This window comes from Nocardia sp. NPDC047654 (assembly GCF_043205035.1).
Lineage (GTDB): Bacteria > Actinomycetota > Actinomycetes > Mycobacteriales > Mycobacteriaceae > Nocardia.
Genome location: NZ_JBIDDF010000002.1, coordinates 140549 through 158477, shown reverse-complemented (window position 1 = coordinate 158477; position 17929 = coordinate 140549). Strand labels below are relative to the sequence as shown.

General features: G+C 61.8%; 13 protein-coding genes and 1 pseudogene. 10 read left to right on the top strand and 4 right to left on the bottom strand.

Going from position 1 to position 17929, the window contains the following annotated elements; translation table 11 throughout:
* The 4 genes from ACGF7Y_RS09240 to ACGF7Y_RS09225 all read left to right on the top strand — a co-directional run bounded on the left by ACGF7Y_RS09240 (position 1) and on the right by ACGF7Y_RS09225 (position 3889).
* The gene (locus ACGF7Y_RS09240; RefSeq protein ID WP_393231293.1) at positions 1 to 1242 is read left to right on the top strand and encodes an acetyl-CoA carboxylase biotin carboxylase subunit family protein; all 1242 of its coding nucleotides are present in this window, start codon (positions 1 to 3) and stop codon (positions 1240 to 1242) included.
* Between the two features lie 270 nt (positions 1243 to 1512).
* Entirely contained in the window at positions 1513 to 2070 is a 558-nt protein-coding gene (locus ACGF7Y_RS09235) for a hypothetical protein (protein WP_393231290.1), read from the top strand.
* Complete coding sequence (locus ACGF7Y_RS09230) at positions 2063 to 2677, top strand: hypothetical protein (protein ID WP_393231287.1); 615 nt, start codon at positions 2063 to 2065, stop codon at positions 2675 to 2677. The genes ACGF7Y_RS09235 and ACGF7Y_RS09230 overlap by 8 nt, the downstream gene beginning before the upstream one ends.
* Positions 2678 to 2881: 204 nt before the next feature.
* A complete protein-coding gene (locus tag ACGF7Y_RS09225; RefSeq protein WP_393231284.1) occupies positions 2882 to 3889 on the top strand; it encodes a hypothetical protein in 1008 nt (335 codons plus the stop codon).
* 116 nt (positions 3890 to 4005) lie between these two features.
* On the opposite strand, the gene ACGF7Y_RS09220 is transcribed toward ACGF7Y_RS09225, so the two are convergent.
* The 4 genes and pseudogenes from ACGF7Y_RS09220 to ACGF7Y_RS09205 all read right to left on the bottom strand — a co-directional run bounded on the left by ACGF7Y_RS09220 (position 4006) and on the right by ACGF7Y_RS09205 (position 7915).
* On the bottom strand, positions 4006 to 5007 hold the full coding sequence (locus ACGF7Y_RS09220) for a hypothetical protein (RefSeq protein ID WP_393233184.1): 1002 nt from the start codon (positions 5005 to 5007) through the stop codon (positions 4006 to 4008).
* Positions 5008 to 5037: 30 nt separating this feature from the next.
* A pseudogene (locus tag ACGF7Y_RS09215) lies at positions 5038 to 5178 on the bottom strand (hypothetical protein); the annotation flags it as partial.
* 552 nt (positions 5179 to 5730) lie between these two features.
* Positions 5731 to 6993 (bottom strand): cytochrome P450, encoded by a 1263-nt coding sequence (locus tag ACGF7Y_RS09210; protein WP_393231282.1) that lies wholly within the window; start codon positions 6991 to 6993, stop codon positions 5731 to 5733.
* 91 nt (positions 6994 to 7084) lie between these two features.
* Positions 7085 to 7915, bottom strand: coding sequence for an LLM class flavin-dependent oxidoreductase (locus ACGF7Y_RS09205; protein WP_393231280.1), 831 nt, complete (start codon positions 7913 to 7915; stop codon positions 7085 to 7087).
* Between the two features lie 834 nt (positions 7916 to 8749).
* Here ACGF7Y_RS09205 and ACGF7Y_RS09200 point away from each other — a divergent pair.
* The 6 genes from ACGF7Y_RS09200 to ACGF7Y_RS09175 all read left to right on the top strand — a co-directional run bounded on the left by ACGF7Y_RS09200 (position 8750) and on the right by ACGF7Y_RS09175 (position 17743).
* On the top strand, positions 8750 to 10207 hold the full coding sequence (locus ACGF7Y_RS09200; RefSeq protein ID WP_393231277.1) for a class I adenylate-forming enzyme family protein: 1458 nt from the start codon (positions 8750 to 8752) through the stop codon (positions 10205 to 10207).
* Entirely contained in the window at positions 10200 to 11438 is a 1239-nt protein-coding gene (locus ACGF7Y_RS09195) for a type III PLP-dependent enzyme (RefSeq protein WP_393231274.1), read from the top strand. The genes ACGF7Y_RS09200 and ACGF7Y_RS09195 overlap by 8 nt, the downstream gene beginning before the upstream one ends.
* Positions 11435 to 12652, top strand: coding sequence for an acyl-CoA dehydrogenase family protein (locus tag ACGF7Y_RS09190; RefSeq protein WP_393231272.1), 1218 nt, complete (start codon positions 11435 to 11437; stop codon positions 12650 to 12652). Before ACGF7Y_RS09195 ends, ACGF7Y_RS09190 begins: the two co-directional genes overlap by 4 nt.
* Positions 12653 to 12719: 67 nt before the next feature.
* Positions 12720 to 12986, top strand: coding sequence for a phosphopantetheine-binding protein (locus ACGF7Y_RS09185; RefSeq protein WP_393231271.1), 267 nt, complete (start codon positions 12720 to 12722; stop codon positions 12984 to 12986).
* Positions 12987 to 14258: 1272 nt separating this feature from the next.
* On the top strand, positions 14259 to 15476 hold the full coding sequence (locus ACGF7Y_RS09180; protein ID WP_393231268.1) for a hypothetical protein: 1218 nt from the start codon (positions 14259 to 14261) through the stop codon (positions 15474 to 15476).
* Complete coding sequence (locus ACGF7Y_RS09175) at positions 15473 to 17743, top strand: peptidase domain-containing ABC transporter (RefSeq protein ID WP_393231266.1); 2271 nt, start codon at positions 15473 to 15475, stop codon at positions 17741 to 17743. The genes ACGF7Y_RS09180 and ACGF7Y_RS09175 overlap by 4 nt, the downstream gene beginning before the upstream one ends.
* The last annotated feature ends 186 nt before the right edge of the window (positions 17744 to 17929 follow it).

Below are 17929 nucleotides of genomic sequence, written 5' to 3'. Positions count from 1 at the left end.
ATGGCTCGTATCCACGTGCTCGTCGTGGGTGCCGCCCTTGCCGCCGATTTCGCGAGGGCGCATCCAGAGGTGCACACATCGGTTCTCTGTCACAAGCCTGCCGAGCCAACGTCGCCATGCATTTTCCTCCGCGAAATTTATGTTGAGCGTAATAGTGCACCGACGACGTGGCTCGACAGCGCGAGAGAGGTCGATAAGGCATGTCCTGTCGACCGCGTGGTCGTTTTCGGCGAGAACGAGCAGATAATAGCTGCCATTATCGCCGCGGATCTGGAGCTGGACGGCCACCACAGCGTAGATGTCGCAAGGGTAGTCGCCGATAAGATCGAGATGCGCAAGAGGCTTTCAGCCACCGGGCTGGGCACCGTGGATTTCGCGGAGGCCGCGGATCATCGAGCGATTGAACGGTTCGCTCACGGGCAATCGCAGAATCGCTGCCTCGTCAAACCGGCTATGGGGACTGGCAGTCGCGGGGTTTCGGAACTCGTAGACCTACGCCAGTGTGCGGAAGCCTTCAATCGGGCACATGACGTGGCCCACCCCGTCGCCGGCACGCAGCGCGTAATGGTCGAGCAGTTCAAGCCGGGGCGTCAGTTGAGTGTGGAGTGTATCTCCGAGGCAGGCGAGCATCGCCCAGTGGCAATCACGCAGAAATACACTGATGAGCGGACGTTCGCCGAGGTAGGGCACTGCGTTCCGGCTGACCTGTCGACTGCGGAGGCCGATGCGGTCGTGACGGGCACAGTCGCCGCCCTCCGCGCGCTAGGAGTGCGGTACGGCCCGACCCACACCGAGCTTGTTCTCGGGAAAGCCGGCCGAGTCGATCTCATCGAGACGCACACTCGCCTCGGTGGTCACGGAATCCCTGATCTTGTAGCGGATGCAATCGGTATCGACATGTATGACCTCACATTCGCTCAGGCGGCGGGCGCCTCGGTGATTGAGCGCGTACCCGAGGTCCTGCCCCGCGCTGGATCCAGCCGGGCGGTGTGGTTCGGGTATTCGCCTGTTCGGGGGCGTGTCCGCTCTGTCCGGAGTGCGGCGCAGTCCGAGGCCCAGGTCGAGGTGCTGGTCAATAGCGGTGATCTGGTGACCGCGGATATGACTCGTTCCTCGCGGGTGGTAGCCGCACGAGCGTCCGGCCCGACTGAGGCGGACGCGATGAGAAAGGCCTCCCAAGCCGTCTCGGAAGTGACATTGATAATCGAGTGCTCGATGACCGCGCAGCTTCTGGGTTACTGATGTCCAGCTTGACATTTCGGGCGGCCAGATCGGGCGCGCGTCGATGTGCGTCCGGTTCGAGTAGCCGACCGAGGCCTGATAGCAGGTCGATATATCCAATTGGGTCGAACCCGAGGAGGGGGAGGACAGGTGCCGAGTTCGGGGCAAGAGATACACAGTGTCGAGCAAGCGTGCAGACCGCCGGAGGCGGCCGAGCTGTTGCATCTCATGGAGGACTTTATCGGAGCCTCAGACGGAGCATATGTGACCGGCGGCCGCAGAGTCGTTTCGGTGCACGAAATTCCGGGTCATACCGGCAGGGAAGCAGCGGCGATTTATGAGCCGAGGGGGCGTATCGAGTGCGCGGAGATTCCTCCGGCGGTGGAAGAGATCCTCGATGACATCTTCGGCAGAAACCTTTCGTCTATTCAGTACGTCTACCCCGATGCCGTGCGTAACAATGGGTGGTTCTATGTCGAATATGGCGTCGGTCAGTTCGTCAATCCTCACGTCGACTATCATGGACGGATAGGAGACCCCTGGCCAGGTGTCCTGGCGACTGTCTCTTTATCGATTCACAATGCCGACGTAGGCGGGCAGTTCTTTGTCGAGTCGAGTGGCGATAGTTCTGTGTGGGAAGAGCCGCACCGCGCGCGGCGCGGGTTGGACTGGAGCACTCCATCCTTCCGTGATCAGCGCCGCGTTCGCTGGACGGCCCAGCATGAGCCAGGTGACATGCTGATCTGGGGTTCTCAAGTCGTTCACGGGACGGTGCCCGTCCAGGCGGGTCGCTCGTGTAAGTTCTTGACGCAATTACTGACTGCGGAAACAGAGGGAACTGATGTCTGACAAGGCGCCACTGTGTATCGTCATAAATGGGCCATCTGCCGCCGGAAAATCGACGCTCACAGCAGCCATTCAGGATCGTATCGAGGAACCGTTGCTGCGGTTCGGAGTGGACGAACTCTATCGTATGGTTCCAGGTCAGTGGGCTGGTGGTGTAGCCAACGCACGTTACGCCGACAGAGGTTTCACCTACCAGGATGTACCCGACGCTCCAGGGGTGCGTCGAATCCATAACGGCGTCGATGCCATATCCATGCTTTACGCGATGAATTCGGCTGTCGTGGGAATGCTCAGCGCCGGCGTAGGCGTGATCGTGGATGGTCAAGCCTTCGAACCCAGCGTCAACCAGGATCTGGAGGATCGCCTCCGTGAGCTGGAGGCCAAGGGAGAAGCGCGGGTCGCGATCATCGAAATCGGCGCGGCCGACGACCAGTTGGCGGACCGGCAGCGACGTCATGCACATCCCGTTGGGCTATCCCTTCATCACAACACTCTTCCTAAGCAAGCCGCTCGGCCCGATCTGATCGTGGATACGACTCGGATGACATCCGCTGAGGTAGCCGATCTAGTGTGCGACTGGATCGAAAAGGAATGCTCCCAGCGTTCGTAGGCTTACTCGGGGTGGGCGTCGACATACGGCGGAATGATCTAGTTCACGACGGTCAGGCGGTCCTTGTGAACTGAACGATACTGATTACAGGCGGGGGCGCACATTCCGGTACGGCATCAACTCGACCGAATTGTGCCCACCGCCGAGCAACGGATGGTCCGCGGAAGCGAGTAAACCGCGTCCATTTTTCGGGGGGATCTTTAATTGTCAACCATCGGCTACCCATTCATACTTTCGTCGGGAATCGCGAGCTCGCGGCTCGAAAAAGTCACGCGAAGCATATCCCCAGAAGCCAGTGCGCGCGCAAAGTATTACCTGATACAGAATGGGTTCACCATCATCGGCGAGAATAGTCGAAAGCATGTAATGGGGCGCGGTCCGGATACCTTCTGTAAGTCGATGACTCCCGACTCGGCGCACCGTTTGGAAAACTTCTACCCCCTGTTGCAGCGCGCTGCGCTGCCGGCCGGATTTGTGCCGACGCTCCTAGCGATCGACTGCATCGACGATGAGGTCAGTATCGCATACTTCGAGTATGTCCACGGTGAAGGCGGAACCGCGCGCGACACCAAGGATTGTCTCAATATCTATGCGGCATTGCAGGAATCAGCTGCGCGGTACGGCACCGAATCGACGAGGGTATTGATCGATGCCTGCCACAACGAAGTTTCCACCTGGAGCGAAGAACTTCTACAATCATGGGATCCAGTCCACTGGACCGATCCCAAAATTCTGCACTGGGCTGGGGTCGACGCTCGGGCCATGACCGAAATCGGCCTTCCGGCGCTCCGATCTGTGGCGAGTCTGCTGACTGCGCTCTCACCCGAGGGAATATGCGCCCCGGTGCATGCTGATCTGTATGTAGGAAACTATTTGCGCACCTCCACGAAGCAGGCAGTTATCTTCGATTGGGACGAAGGCTACTGGGGGCTTCCCGGTATGGGATTGCAAATCCTTGTTCGTGAAGCGATGGACAACGGCATCGGTGGCCTCGATTACAAGGACCTCCTCGAGCTCGCGCCGGCATGGGTCGAGATGGGAATCAGTGAGTCCGACTTGGCTGTCAGAACGCTCGCCAGCGCGGTCATCGAGATCGCCGGCGTAAGGCAATCGTTGACGGAGTGGCGAAGGCCCCGGGAGCGGCATGCCGCGTACCTGGCGGCTTGGGCGTGCCGGTATGAGTGGGTCATCAAGAGGGCGCAGCTGTGCTGAGTGGGCCGGCGCTCGGCTCATCGGATGATCGGCACGGTGAGACCAGCTTCGACGCGCCTGTCACGTAGGCGGCGCCGATGCGGGAACCGTGGCGTAGCGGGCGGCGCACAGACAACCTACTGGTCAGCCTGCAACTCGAGTACGCAGTTGCGGCGATAGTCGGTGAGCAACATCTTGTTCCGGTGGTCCATGAGTAAGTCGCGCGGAGCATCGGGCACTTCGAAATCCCCGTCACGCCCACAGGCGGGAGCGAGGCTGCCGCTCCAGGTCCACCGCACCAGCCAGTCCTCCCCCAGGGCGACTACTTGGCTGTCTGCGTCGACGATCAAGACATAGTCGAATGCTGTGTGGACAACACGAGGCTTGAACAGGCGGTAGCGGTTCCCGGCCGAGTCGAAGAACTCGTTCCTCCGCCACAGCACGGTGCCGGTCGCAGCATCCACAAGTAGCACGGTGTCCATCTCCGGATCCACGATGACTACCCGATCGTCGAATACAGCTGCTTGATGCGGATCGTTCAGACCTGAGACGACCCACAAGGCAATGCCGTCGCAGCCGACCCTGGCTACCCACCCGGAAGCGCTGTCGACAACGAGCAACTCATCCTCGCCCAGCCATCGGCCATCATGAGGGTCCGAGACGACAAACGAGTCATTGCCCAGGCGTACGACGCCGAACTCATTTTCGATCGAGCCGTCTCGACCAACAACAATGAACCGCGAATTCAAGCTATCCGAGACAACGAGGAGACCACCATCCGAAATGCGAGCGCTCCGCGGCCATCTCAGCGCCTCGGTTCGCCCGTCGGCACGTTTCAGCTCGCGAAGCTGCCAGCGCAGGCCACCGTCGTCGTCCACGCCGATGACTCGGTTGTTGTTCGTGTCCGCGATGACCAGTTCACCGGTCGCTGCCCGATCAATCGAGCGGGGCCTGGAAAGCACCAGCCCGGTGGCAGCGGGCCCGCCCCACCGCGCTCGCATGCTCCGCAGATCAGTACCTAGTACCAGCACAGAGCGTGCTCCCAGATCCGCGACATAGACCTTGTCTTCGGCGCCGAGGGCGTGCCGGGGATCGATGAGATGCGCACCCTGCTCCGTGCCGCCGAAACTGCCCAGCACGCTTCCATCTCGGTCCAACCGCAGGACACGGTGGTTTCCACTGTCCGTTACCAAGTAACGGCCATCCGAAGCGGTCAACCCGGTAGGGGTGTTCAATCCGCGCAAGTCTGAAGCCGGTCGCCCGAAATGTCCGGTCACGCACTCGAGCCGGCCATCCGGGACCAGCCGCATGAGCGCATGTCTGCTCGTGTGCACGAACAGGACGGCACCGGAATCACAACAGATACCGGACGGGACGAAGTGCTCTCCCTCAGGCGGCCGATATAGCCAATGGAAGGACCCGCTCCACGGGGAGAACGAAGCGATTCCGCCACCTATCTGCCGGCCGTCGGCGCTTTCTACCGAGGCAACGCCGAGGATCAGATCCCCATCATCTGAATAGCACAGGGACATGACGGCGATGTCGGCTGGTGCTCCTACGTCTCGAGTAGAACCGTCCTCACAAACGTGAAGCAATGCCCATGAGCCGCGGTTGTGGGTTCGACCGAACGCGAAGAACCGGCCGTAATCCGGGTGCCACGTCACATCGAAGATGTAGCTCCCAGAGGGGCCCTCGACCTGCAGGCCTGGTCCGGACGCCAAAGGTGTGATCCACTGCCGGGTGACATCTATGGCGAAAACACGGCGGGAATGCGGTTCTTCGAGAAGCCGCCCGAATCGTGGCAACGAGTTGTCGGCAACCCACCCCACGATGGGCTTGCCCACAAAACTTCGCTGTCTCATTCATCGACCTCCGGTGCGCAGGTGCATCTCCAGCGATGCGACGCCGCGGAGCACGAGGTTGGTGCGGAACCGGACAGGAGCGGCGCTCACGGGCTCTAGCCGGGACCAGAGCGGAAGCAATTCCGCGAAGAGGATCTGGGCCTCCAGCCGAGCAAGTGGCGCACCGAGGCAGTAGTGGATTCCGGTGGAGAAGCTGAGGGGGGCACCCTCGTCTCGCGTGATCGAGAAGCGGTCCGGATCACTGAAGTGGGTTGGGTCCCTGTTCGCAGCACCTAGAAACAGCAGAACCTGCTCCCCCTTACGAACGACCTGTCCGGATACTTCCGCGTCCTCGAGCGCTGAGCGGCCGACCAACTGGACCGGTGCGTCCCAGCGGAGCATCTCCTCGACGGCGAGCGGGATGCTACCGGGGTCCCGGTGAAGCAGTTCTACCGAGCTCGGGTGGGTCAGCAGTGCGTGGAAGCCATTGGCTATCAGGTTCGTGCTGGATTCATAGCCCGCAACGAACAAGAGCAGAAGCATCGAGATCAGTTCTGCCTCGGAGAGCTTCCCGCCCGAATCCTGCACTCCGACCAGGTCGCTGATCAGGTCCTCCTCCGGCTTCGCCCGCTTGCTGCGGATGAGGGAGGTGAAGTACTCCTCGACCAATTCGGTCGCCCGGTAGATCTCGTCCAGATTTTGTGAACGCGGTAGCGGGGTATCGAACGCCTGGATGATCCTGCGAATATGCGGAATCACGTAGTAATGACCATCGCGTGGAATCCCCAACAACTCGCTGATGACGAGCGCCGGAAGCGGTATAGCCAAATCGGATACCACGTCGAACTTGCCGGTGATGCCTCGTAACAGCTCGTCCACGATGGCTGTTATTCGTGGCCTGAGATTCTCGACGACCCTGCGTGTGAATACGTTCGAGACAAGCCCGCGCAAGCGGGAGTGCTCCGGCGGATTCAGCTCCAACATGACAGGAGCGCGCTGCGCGACTCGCGGATATCGCTGTCTGAAAGCCTCGTACTGTTCCGCGGTCGTGAAATCAGCGGGGGTCGTGGCGGGCGCATGTCCGAACCGCCGATTCTTGAGGATGACCTCACAGTCGAGGAAGCGTGTCGCGACAAGCGATCCCATCGCACTGCGGTGCAGGCCAGGCTTGGCCAAGAGCTCAGCATACGACGGGTACGGGTCCTGGCGTCCACGCTCGGTGGACAGCAAGACAGCGAGTGCGCTATCCAGCGGGTCGAGATCGAACGCGTCGAGGTTCACCATCGCTGCGGTCCCATCTCGTGCAGACTGGTTCTGGCACTGACGACCGGCCGCTTGTGCGACCCCGCCGGCAACCGCCGATCGACGATCTGCATCAGCACCCGGCCTCGATCATCACCGTCGCGGCCAACGACTCGAGCACGCGACGACCTCCGTCTGGCCATGAGCACACCAGGTAGTCCCACCCGGCCTCCTGCCAAGCCGCCACGCTGCGACGGACGTCGTCCATGGGTTCGGTAACAGACAGAGTGGAGGCCCGAAGGATTTCCGACGGACTCCTGCCTGCGGCCGTGGCGAGCTCGTCGAGGCGACGCATATACGGCTTCAACGAGGTGGGCGTTCCGTAGGCGTGCCATCCGTCGGCGTGCCAGGCCGTCATGGGGAGTGTGCGCCGTGGCCCGGTGCCGCCGATCCAAAGCGGTGGCCGTGGCACCTGTACAGGTTCAGGAAGCAGGCGGGCTTCGCTGAGCGACGCGCCGACACCGTCGTACGATACCCGCGCGCCGGAGAACAGCCGATTGAGAACCTCGATGGTATCCGCGAGTAACTCGAATCTTTCAGCGACGCAAGGGAAGGGTATACCCAACGACTTGTGCTCATCGGCGTTCCATGCGGCGCCCAGCGCCAAGTTCAGGCGACCGCCCGACGCATGGTCCACCGTCATCGCCTGTGCGGCGAGCAGTGCGGGTTGGCGATAGGTGACGGCGGTCACGAGCAGTCCGAGTCTGATTCGATCAGTCAGGCCGGACAACGCGGCCAATGTCGTCATTCCCTCGAAGGTCGCGTCTACGTGTTCCTCCGGATTCGAGGCGAGGTGATCGAATCCCCAGGCACAGTCGAATCCGAGCTCCTCGGCAAACCTCACCCGCGACACTACTTCGCTCCACGGCATGTTCTTCTGGGCAATATCGATCCCGAAACGCATTCCGTCCTCGTCTCACACAATCCCCGCCGTCAGGCGCGTGCCAGCTACTACACGGCGAATGTCAACCCGTCGATGTTGATCACCGCCTCCCCACATCGCCATCCCGTTGGTTCCCGGCGGTGGGTCTTACAGCGACGCCGCTGCGGGGGCCGACGAAATGCGTGATAACCGGAACGTGTTCGGCAATGCGGGAACGCTCCGATTCACCTCGCAGAAGAGAATCACTCGCCGGGCGAATCGGCAGCGTGCATCGCAGAAGACCCCCTGGGTGAGCGGGATGACCCCATCCTCGTCCCAATCAGACCAAATCCACAGTCCGACAGTCAACGTAGTTGCGGTCAGCCCTTTCGCGGCAGTTGTCGGGTGGCGCGTAAGGCTTGGCCGCGAGGACGAGTCTCAGTGCTGTCCAGTTGTCGGAACCTGCCGTCCACCCATGTCGGCTGTTCAACCGCTGGTGGTCAGCAGTTGAACAGCTGACGTAGCTGTCGGGGTCGGGCATCAGCCAACCGTCCATGTCGCGGCCACCACTTGGGTTCAACAACTGTGCGATGCAGGCGACGAGGGCAGACCGGCTTCGAGATCGGTCTGGCCCAGGCAATATTCATAGATCTCGTGTCTTCGGCTACCTGACTACTGATCCGCCGGCTCAACCGGATGTGACAGGTTAGTCGTCGCCGAGATCGCCGATGCCGAAATTTTGTGATACGGGGTGAGAGTGCGGCGGATGCAAGGCAAACCGATTGCTTCTCGCCGACAACGATTCAATTCTTACTTCGTTGACATCGAGCACGCTGCTATGTACTTTTCTGGTAGCACTGGGGAGGCTGATAGTATATGTTCCGCCAATCGGCGCCACTTTTTCTTCACGAACTCGCTGCCAACGCTGCCGCACAGAATCCGGATAAAGTCGCGGTCGCGGATCGGAACGGTTCATGGACGTATGCGGAGTTGCACAGCCACACTGTGGAATACGCGACACACATCGCTGCGGCGGGCGTGCGTGCCGGTGACCGGGTTCTGATCCGCGCCATGGCCGAGCGCTGGGTGATCGCGGCGATCTATGCCTGCTCCCGCATCGGCGCGATGGCCGTGCCGCTCAATCCCGATCTGCGACCGACGCAATGGGAGCAGATCAATCGGGACGCGGAGCCGGCACTCGTGATGAGTGATCCCTTGCCGACGGCAGGCCTGGCGACGGCATGGAAACCTGCGTCGCCGGAAAACTTCGATTCCGACGCGGTTGCGCTCCTCCTGTATACCTCCGGCAGCACTGCCGCGCCGAAGGCTGTGGTGTGCGCGCACCGCTCGATACTATTCGCGACGTCTGCGATCGCCTCCCGGCTGAATTATCGGTCGGACGATGTGGTGCTGTGCAGGCTCCCGCTCTCGTTCGACTACGGCCTCTATCAGACCTTTCTGACAGCCCTCTGCGGCGCGACGCTGGTACTGTCCGGACCCGGCGACGACGCTGGTCTACTGGGGATCATGCGCCGCCATGGCGTGACTGTTGCTCCACTGGTGCCATCCCTCGCGACGATGCTTGCGCGGCTCGCGGTACGGGGCACGGTGCCCAGCATTCGCCTGTTCACCAATACGGGCCAGGAACTGACGCCGCCACAAATCGCTGCGTTGCGCCGGACGTTTCCGTCCGCAGCCGTTCAACTGATGTACGGCACCACCGAGTGCAAACGGATCACCATCGGGCAACCCAACGAAGACCTGGCCCTGCCCGGCTCGGTGGGATCGCCGCTACCCGGCACCAGTGTGCGGATCGTCGACAACGATGCGCGTCCGGTACCACCGGGAGTGGAGGGCCAGATCACGGTTGCCGGACCACATTTGATGAACGGCTATTGGCGGGACGAGGAGCTGACCGCACGGATCTACCAGGAGGACGCCGTCACCGGCGAACGGGTGCTCCACACCGGTGACTACGGGCACATGGATGAGGGTGGCAACCTGTTCTTCCACGGTCGCCGCGATGATTTGTTCAAACACCATGGCGTACGCACGAGTGTTGCTGAGATCGAGGCGGCGGCATCCGCGGTGCCGGAGGTCGATGAAGCCGCTGTGGTGCCACCGCGCGGTGATGACGAAGCGGTCCTGTTCGCGGTCACTGTTCTGGAGCCTTCTGAAGTCCTGCGTCGACTGCGCGACCGGCTGGACCCGCTCAAGGTGCCGACGCGGTGCCAGACATTGTCGCGGCTGCCGCTCGGGCCGAGAGGCAAAATCGACCGAACCGCGTTGGCCGCTTTGGTAGATGGTGAGAAAGCGCAAGCCGCTCATGCCTGATATCGCCAGCCTGGCCAGGCAGTATGGGAGCCCGCTCTATGTTTACCAACTCGACGCGGTAGCACGGGCTCTCGCGGATTTGCGGGCCGCCCTGCCAACGCAATCGGTCGTCTACTACTCGCTCAAAGCCAATCCGCACGTAGCGGTGGCCCGGGAATTGCGGAGGTCCGGCTGCCGAGCGGAGATCAGTTCGCCGGGTGAGCTGGCGGCTGCCCGGAATGCCGGCTTCCGCGGCGAGGACTGTCTCTACACCGGCCCGGGCAAGACCGACTCCGAGATAGATAACGCGATCGCCGAAGGGGTGCGACGCTTCTCCGTCGAATCTGCCGGCGAACTCGACCGCATCGGTCGGGCGGCGCTGGCGCACCACACCGAAGCAACAGTCTTGTTGCGTGTCAACGGAACCTCTGTCGGAGCGAGTGGGCTTCGGATGACCGGGACCGAGTCCCAGTTCGGGGTGGATGAGAAGCAGGTGATCGCAGATCCCGGACGTTTCATGAATGTGCAAGGAGCTCGCCTGGTGGGATTGCATCTGTTCCCTCTCAGCAACGCGCGTGACGAGAGCAGCCTGATCGCAGCCTTCCGGGAGAACATCGCCCTCGCCGCACGGTTGCGCGACCGGGCCGGACTGCCGCTGCTCGTCGTCGACCTCGGTGGCGGATTCGCTACGCCGTACGCGCGGCCGGGGCGTCGGCCAGGGTATCCCGGTCTGCGCAAAGCCTTGGATGCCGCGCTGGACGAAGGTTTGCCTGGGTGGCGCCATCACGAAGTCGAGATAGCCTTCGAATCCGGCCGGTACCTGGTCGGCGACAGCGGTCGTTTGGTCACCACCGTCCAGGAGATCAAAACGAGCGGAAACAGCACATTCGTGGTGCTGGACTCCGGGATCAACCATCTCGGCGGGATGACCGGGTTGGGGAGGCTGGCTCGGCCGTCGGCCACCCCGGACCATGCCGGTGGTGAGACCGCGACAGTGACACTGGTCGGGCCGCTCTGCACCCCCGCCGATGTACTCGGTCGCGATGTCGAAGTACCCGCCGTAGCTCCGGGCGATCTGCTGGTCGTGCCCAATGTGGGTGCCTACGGGTTGAGTGCGAGCCTCGTGGCGTTCCTGGGGCGGCCGGCACCCACAGAGATCGTCCTGGCGCACGACAAGGTGGTGGAAGTGAGGCGGATGCGCCTGACTTATGAAAGCTTTCCCGTTGCGGAACCGGTAGAGGAGGCGTCGTGACGAAAGCCGCTGCGCTCGCCGCCGAGCTGGCTCCGGTGCTGGCCCAGCACGCTGCGAAGGCTGACGCCGACGCCGAATTCCCCCGCGACAGTGTCGAGGCGCTCCGCGAGGCGGGCCTTTTCGGACTGCTGGTCCCGACCGAGTACGGCGGAATGGGTGGTGACCTCGGAGACATGGTCGAGGCGGCGGCCCTGCTGGCGGGCGGTTGTCTGTCCACCGCCATGATCTGGGCGATGCACTGCCAGCAGGTCGACACCGTTGTCCGCCACGCAGGTGGTGCGCTGCGGGCGGTTCTCCTTCGCCGCATCGCCGTGGACGGGTACTACCTCGCCTCGGTGACCACCGAACCCGGCAAGGGCGCACACCTGTTGACCGCGAGTTCCGCAATTGTCAGCGAGGACCAGCAGCTGTTGGTGCGGCGCGACGCGCCCGTGGTGACCGGTGGTGAGTTCGCCGACGGCTTCTTGGTCACCATGCGCGCGAGCGCCCACGAACCACCCAACCGGGTCAGTCTCGTGTATCTGGACCGCAGCCAGGTCGAGGCTCGAACGGTGCGTGACTGGAACGCGATGGGCATGCGCGGCACGCGTAGCGTCGCAATGGTGCTCTCTGGCACCGCCTCCGCCGACCAGTTGATCGGGGCCGCGGGCGGGTTCCGAGCGGTGGCTGTGGACAGCATGATCCCGGCCGGCCATCTCGCCTGGTCGGCGTGCTGGCTGGGGGCGGCTCGGGCAGCCCTGAACTCCATGGCTTCGCTCATCAGATCCTCGGACCGTCCGGCGAGCATCGACATCGACAACGATCTCGTCCGGCACCGACTCGCCCGCACTCGCGTCGATCTCGAGCTGTGCGGTGCCTATCTACTGCACATTCGGAACGAGGTGATGCATCGAAGGCGCGCCGAGCAAGGGATGGATGAGTATGCCTTTCAGATCAAACTCGACACGCTCAAAGTGGCCTCTTCGGAGCTGACGTTCTCGGCAGTGGACCGCCTGGTCCAGCTCGGCGGCGCGATGACCGGCTATCAGCGCGACGCACCCGTGCCGCTGGAGCGTCATTTCCGTGACTTGCGGTCGGCCAGTCTCAACTACTCCAACGACCGTCTACTTACCGCGATCGGCACGCTGACCTTGCTGGATGGAGCCGGCTCCCTCGCAGCCGGTGTCGAATCCGGCCCAGGTCTCTGTCAGGCGGAGTCGGCCGAGAGGGCCTGAGACGAGGAAATATACCGAGCGGCGTGGCCGCTACGGCCCATTCAATCACGGTAATAAAGGAGTTCGCATGAGTCGGCAGCTGTGGGCCGAACCGTTCGAGAAGATTTTGCGCACCTATCTACCTCTCCTATCGGTGGACACAGAGGTGACTCCGGATATGAACCTCGCTGATCACGGCCTGGACTCGATGGCCACCGTGAGGCTGCTGCTCGACCTCGAAGAGACCTTCGCTGTCATGATCCCCGACCATCTGCTCTCCGTGAACACCTTCGCGACGCCTGCCGGACTCTGGGCGGCCATCGACAGCCTGCGGGACGACAACGCGGTCCAGTGATGCGTCGACTGGCGCAGCTGCCGGACCCAGTGACACAGCACCGTCTCGGCGGGCGAATCCACCGTGTTTCCACCGGCAAGGACCAAGCTTCCCTGCGCGCATCCACCCAAAGACCGTGAAACGTGGGCATCACCAATGACATCGCGACCGCACGTCACGGATCGTGCTGCGCGCCAGTGGTCATGACCTCGAATAACTTGGCGCGGTAGTTCGATCCTGGCGGCCTAGCGGAGCCCCGGTCGACTCTGATCCCGCGGGGTGGCACATCGATGCCTACCTGGTGCGCTGGCTGCGCGGAAACCGCAAAAGGCCTGGGGCGGGTCATGGTGACCCGCCCGCATATTCGTCCAGTGGGCCTGTGAATTGCGCCCGCTGTCTGGTGACCAGGCCAGCACGAGTCGTGCAACGAGATGTGGTTCGCGCGATTTTGTGAGAGCCGGGCGGGAACTCCGCTTGCCCGTTTCAAATCGTACGCCGAATCACGGTGTAACTCCGAGCGCCTCGGCGCGTGTACATTTCCGTCACCCTGGTCCTGCTCTATCAGGGGACGTACGAGCACCTGCTTGCGGTTCCACAGTTATCCGTACTCCTCGGCGCAGACAGCTGTCATCGGTACATATATGACCATGGCATTGGGGGGCGATGTGCGATTTGTGCGTGAATGTCATAGGGCCATGTCCGGTCCGGACGGTTATTTCACGCCGTTGTCCTTCGGTTATCCCCGTTCGGTGCGTCGTGGAGATTGCCACCGCCTCGGTGCGTGCCTAGAGTCGAACGCGAGGGGTTGTTCGCAAGAATTCCTCCCGCTCAGTAGTCGATCGGAGGTTGGCTATCGGCGTGGATCGTGCTGCTGGCCCGCCGGATTCACTTTCATGGCGGCTCCGCTCGGGATGCGGTCGATATCGTGTCGATGAGTTGAAACGAGTGCCTGCTCACGATCCGACAATCGCGCGGGCGGCGGGGGCGTAATTCCGAAGTGTCGCCATGTTCCCAGGTAGGTTTTCGGAACGTCCGCCGGGCGTGAAGAAAAAATCCCTTTCCACGACAGCTTCGGAAGGAGGTGAAATATTATGCAGATCGACTTCGAGAAAGTGAACATCGAGTTCATCGATGATCTCGACCTCGACGACATCGTCGGAGGCCGGGTAGTGCCTTGCGTTGGTGTCTAGTGCCGTCCATGTGTTCGTTACATGCCACCAAGGGCCCCAGACATGTCTGGGGCCCTTGGTGGTCCCGTTCGGTCGCCGAAGATTCATTGACTCGAGGTCGTGTATGAAGTTTCCCGTTCTCGCCGGTCAGGCGGACTTGCTGATGGGGCAGGAGAAGGCCGAGCATTCCAGCAGTCCTTTCGGATTCACGATGACGTTCCCGGATCACGTACGACCGGAGCATATCGTCTCGGGAATACAAGCGATTGTCCGTGGATTCGCGGCACTGCGGCTGAGATTCTCGGGGTCGGCGTCACATGGGTATCTCCAAGAGGTCGAGCCGTACGACCAGCATGAGCTGGCAGTTGAATTCCATGATGTGTCGGACGCTACCGCCGATAGGCAAGCACGCTACGCAAGAAGCATTCTTTACAGAGATACCGTCGAGTGGAATCGGGACCGTCGCGGAGTCTATAACTTCGTGGTCGTCAAAGGTTCGGCCGACAAATATCAGCTCGTGTTCTCGTTGCAGCATGTCGCAATCGACCGGCCTTCGATCGTGCTGGTGTTGAACGCCCTCCGATCGTCTGTGCTCACCGCCGCGCAAGGCGAAGATCCGGTGATGCCTCCCGACCGGTACGAAGCCGCGGTCGGCGGGGTGCTCTTGACACCTGCGGCCGATACGGCGGCAAGACGTCACTGGAAACGTGAACTCGATCTACCCGACGACGCATTCGGCGGGCACCTGGCTTTTCCTCCTGCGCGCCCGCGAACACACAGGGCAATCCTCGCGGGTGAACCATATGTCGAGCTCAAGCGGACCGCCGGGTCGGGGGCGTGGGGCCTCTCCGCGTTGTTTCTCGATCGTCTGGTTTCCGCCTGGCGAAAGCACCAGCCGCGGACAACTCTGATCGATGTCCTCTACACGGTCCGTTCGGAAAGACTGGCGAACCAAGTCGGCATGTTTTCGACAATTCGTCCAATTATCATCGACTTCGGCGCACGGACATGGCGAGACAGAATAGCCGGTCAGCTGATTCGTACGGCTGCCCACCAGCAGATCGACAGCCGGGAGCTGCGCAACCTCGAACTACGACAAGGCATACCGAAGCGTCCCTTTCCGGTGTTCAACTACATCGATGCCTCCAGGCCCAGCAGCCGGAGCAGGCAAGCCGATGTCGTACCCACGGAGAGATTCAATGCGCCGTATGCCCTGGCAAGGCCGATATCTCTGCAGATCAGCGACACCGGAGAGGCTTTCAACATCACTGTGGAGACGAACTCCGCTGCATTCTCCGTCGAAGAGTCGGCGCACCTTTTCAGTCAATTGGCGGGGCAATGACACAGGACATAGTTTCGGAGAAAGATGAAGAATGCCCGGGTAGACCCCGGTTCCGCAAGTCTTCCCTCGACCGGTACGGCCGCTCCAGCATTTTCGGAGCGGTAGCGTTCCGCGCCGGCCGTGATCCGAACAGGCTAGGTTTCGTCCTCCGGGCTGTCGAGTCCTGCGATGTGCCCTTCTACCCGCAGATGACGGCAGCGGACTGCGGTCCCGCGTGTCTACGCATGGTCCTTGCCAGCCGTGGCGTTCACGTACCCGCTCAGCAACTTCGAGAAGAAGCGGGCAGCGGTCGAAACGGGGTGTCCGCATCGAGGTTGCTGGAGCTCGGCCGGCGGCACGGGCTGGATGGCCGCGGAGTGCGCACCAACCTATCCGGCCTCGCGCATCTGGCATCCGGTTCTATCCTGTTCTGGCGATTCAACCATTTTGTCGTGCTGGTAAAGGCCACCCGGTCTCACGTTGTGATCATCGACCCGGCAGTCGGGCGTCGAGTTATCAGCTGGAGCGAGGCCGATGTCGACTTCACCGGCTTGGCTTTGGAGTTCACAGGCCACACAACAACCGACCGACCTGAAACTGAACCCGCGGGTAAGAGCAGTAGCAGAGCCCTGGCGACAGCCTTTCTCCCGCGAACTCCCAAGTGGCTGGGAGCCCTGGCCGCCTCCGCTTTGCTCCTTGTTTATGCGCTGACCTTTCCTTTTGCTCTGGCACGCATGGTCACCGCTGGTGCTGATGCGTTGCAAGGCGGCATTTCAGGCCAGCTGCGATGGGCTGCGGTGCTGACTTGCGCAGCCGCTTCTTTCGGAATACTGCACTTCACGCGCTCGCGGTTGATCGTCTCGATACAGAGCCTTCTCGAAGAACGTGCGGCACATCAACTGATGGGACGCCTCAGCCGACTGCCGCTGGAATTCTTTCACGCCCGGCACCCAGGTGATCTGGCGCAGCGGGTCCGGTCCACTGCGCGACTCAGGCAGATCGTCTCGGTTACCACGGTCGGCGCTGTATTCGACGCCCTACTGGTCATCGGGTACGTGCTGGTCATCGGCTACCGAGAATTCTGGTTATCGCTCGCAATAGTCATCTGCATCGTTTGCTTCGCACTCGTGACGACACTGTCGTGGCAGCGACACCGGCAGCTGGCCTCGGATGTGCTCGAAGCTCGCACCAGGTCGTCGAACGACCTGCACGAGATCCTCACCAATATGACGACCGTGAAGTCGTTGGGTGCCGAAATCATCGCGCATGCTCGATGGCTGAATTCGTTCGCGAACGAACTCACTCACGGGACGAGGCAGCGGCGGCATGCGGGCATGGTCTCGTCATTCATGGCGACCATACAGTTTGCTGCACCGTTGTTGGTCCTGCTCATAGGGGTGTCCGTCGCCGTGCGCAGCGATGCGGGTCTGTCCGCTGCGGTCTCGTTAGGGGCCTTGAGCTCAGGGTTGTTCGCGTCGCTGTCGAACCTGTCGTTGGCATCGGCTGCACTCGTGGAGCTGCTGCCCGACCTGTCTCGGATCGATGACGTGCTGACGAGCCCCGTCGAGCGGGGCGGGCTGCGAGGCATGGCGCAGGAAGATCGGCCACCGTGCATCCGGCTGGAAGGCGTCTCGTACACCTATGCCGGTGCGACCGCAGCATCGGTCCATGAGGCGACGGCCGAGATTTCATCCGGTCGGCTGCTGCCGATCATCGGACCATCCGGATCCGGGAAGTCTACGTTGGGAATGCTGATCGGCGGTTTGCTGAGTCCGACCGCGGGGCGGATATTGATCGATGGGATCGATCTGGCCGAAATCGACCCGATCGCGTACCGCAGCCACATCGGCTATGTCGACCAGAACAGTACCTTGATGTCGGGGAGCATTCTGGACAATATCAGATTCAGCTGCCCGGACGCTTCGCTCGAGGAGGTAAGGTCTGCCGCACGTCTTGCTGAGATCGATGATTTCATCTGCACCTTGCCGATGAAATACGAGACGCTGCTAGGTGCTGGTGGCGCCGGTGTTTCCGGCGGTCAGCGGCAGCGTATGGCTCTGGCGAGAGCGCTGGTGAAAAAGCCTTCCCTACTGATTCTGGACGAGTCCACCAGTGCCGTCGACCCCGACACCGAAAGCGCGATCCTCCGTAATATTCAGGATCTCGGAATCACGACGATACTTCTCGGCCACCGGGCGGCGCTGACGGTCGGCGCCTCGAGAATCCTGAGGATGACGGACGGCGTCGGCGAATTGATGGATCTTCCCGGAGATTCTTCGCCCCAGTAAAAAATATCGAATCGGTCGTAACGAAGTCGGCGGCGCGATGAGGAATTCTGAAAGGTTGTGTCCTATGAGTGTGCTCTCGGGCGATCTAGCCAGTGAACTCGAATGGTGCATGTTGAAGCGGCTGTGTGCCACGCCTATCTCTGACGCCGCGGAAGGGTGGATAGAAGATTGGCTCTCTCCACTTAC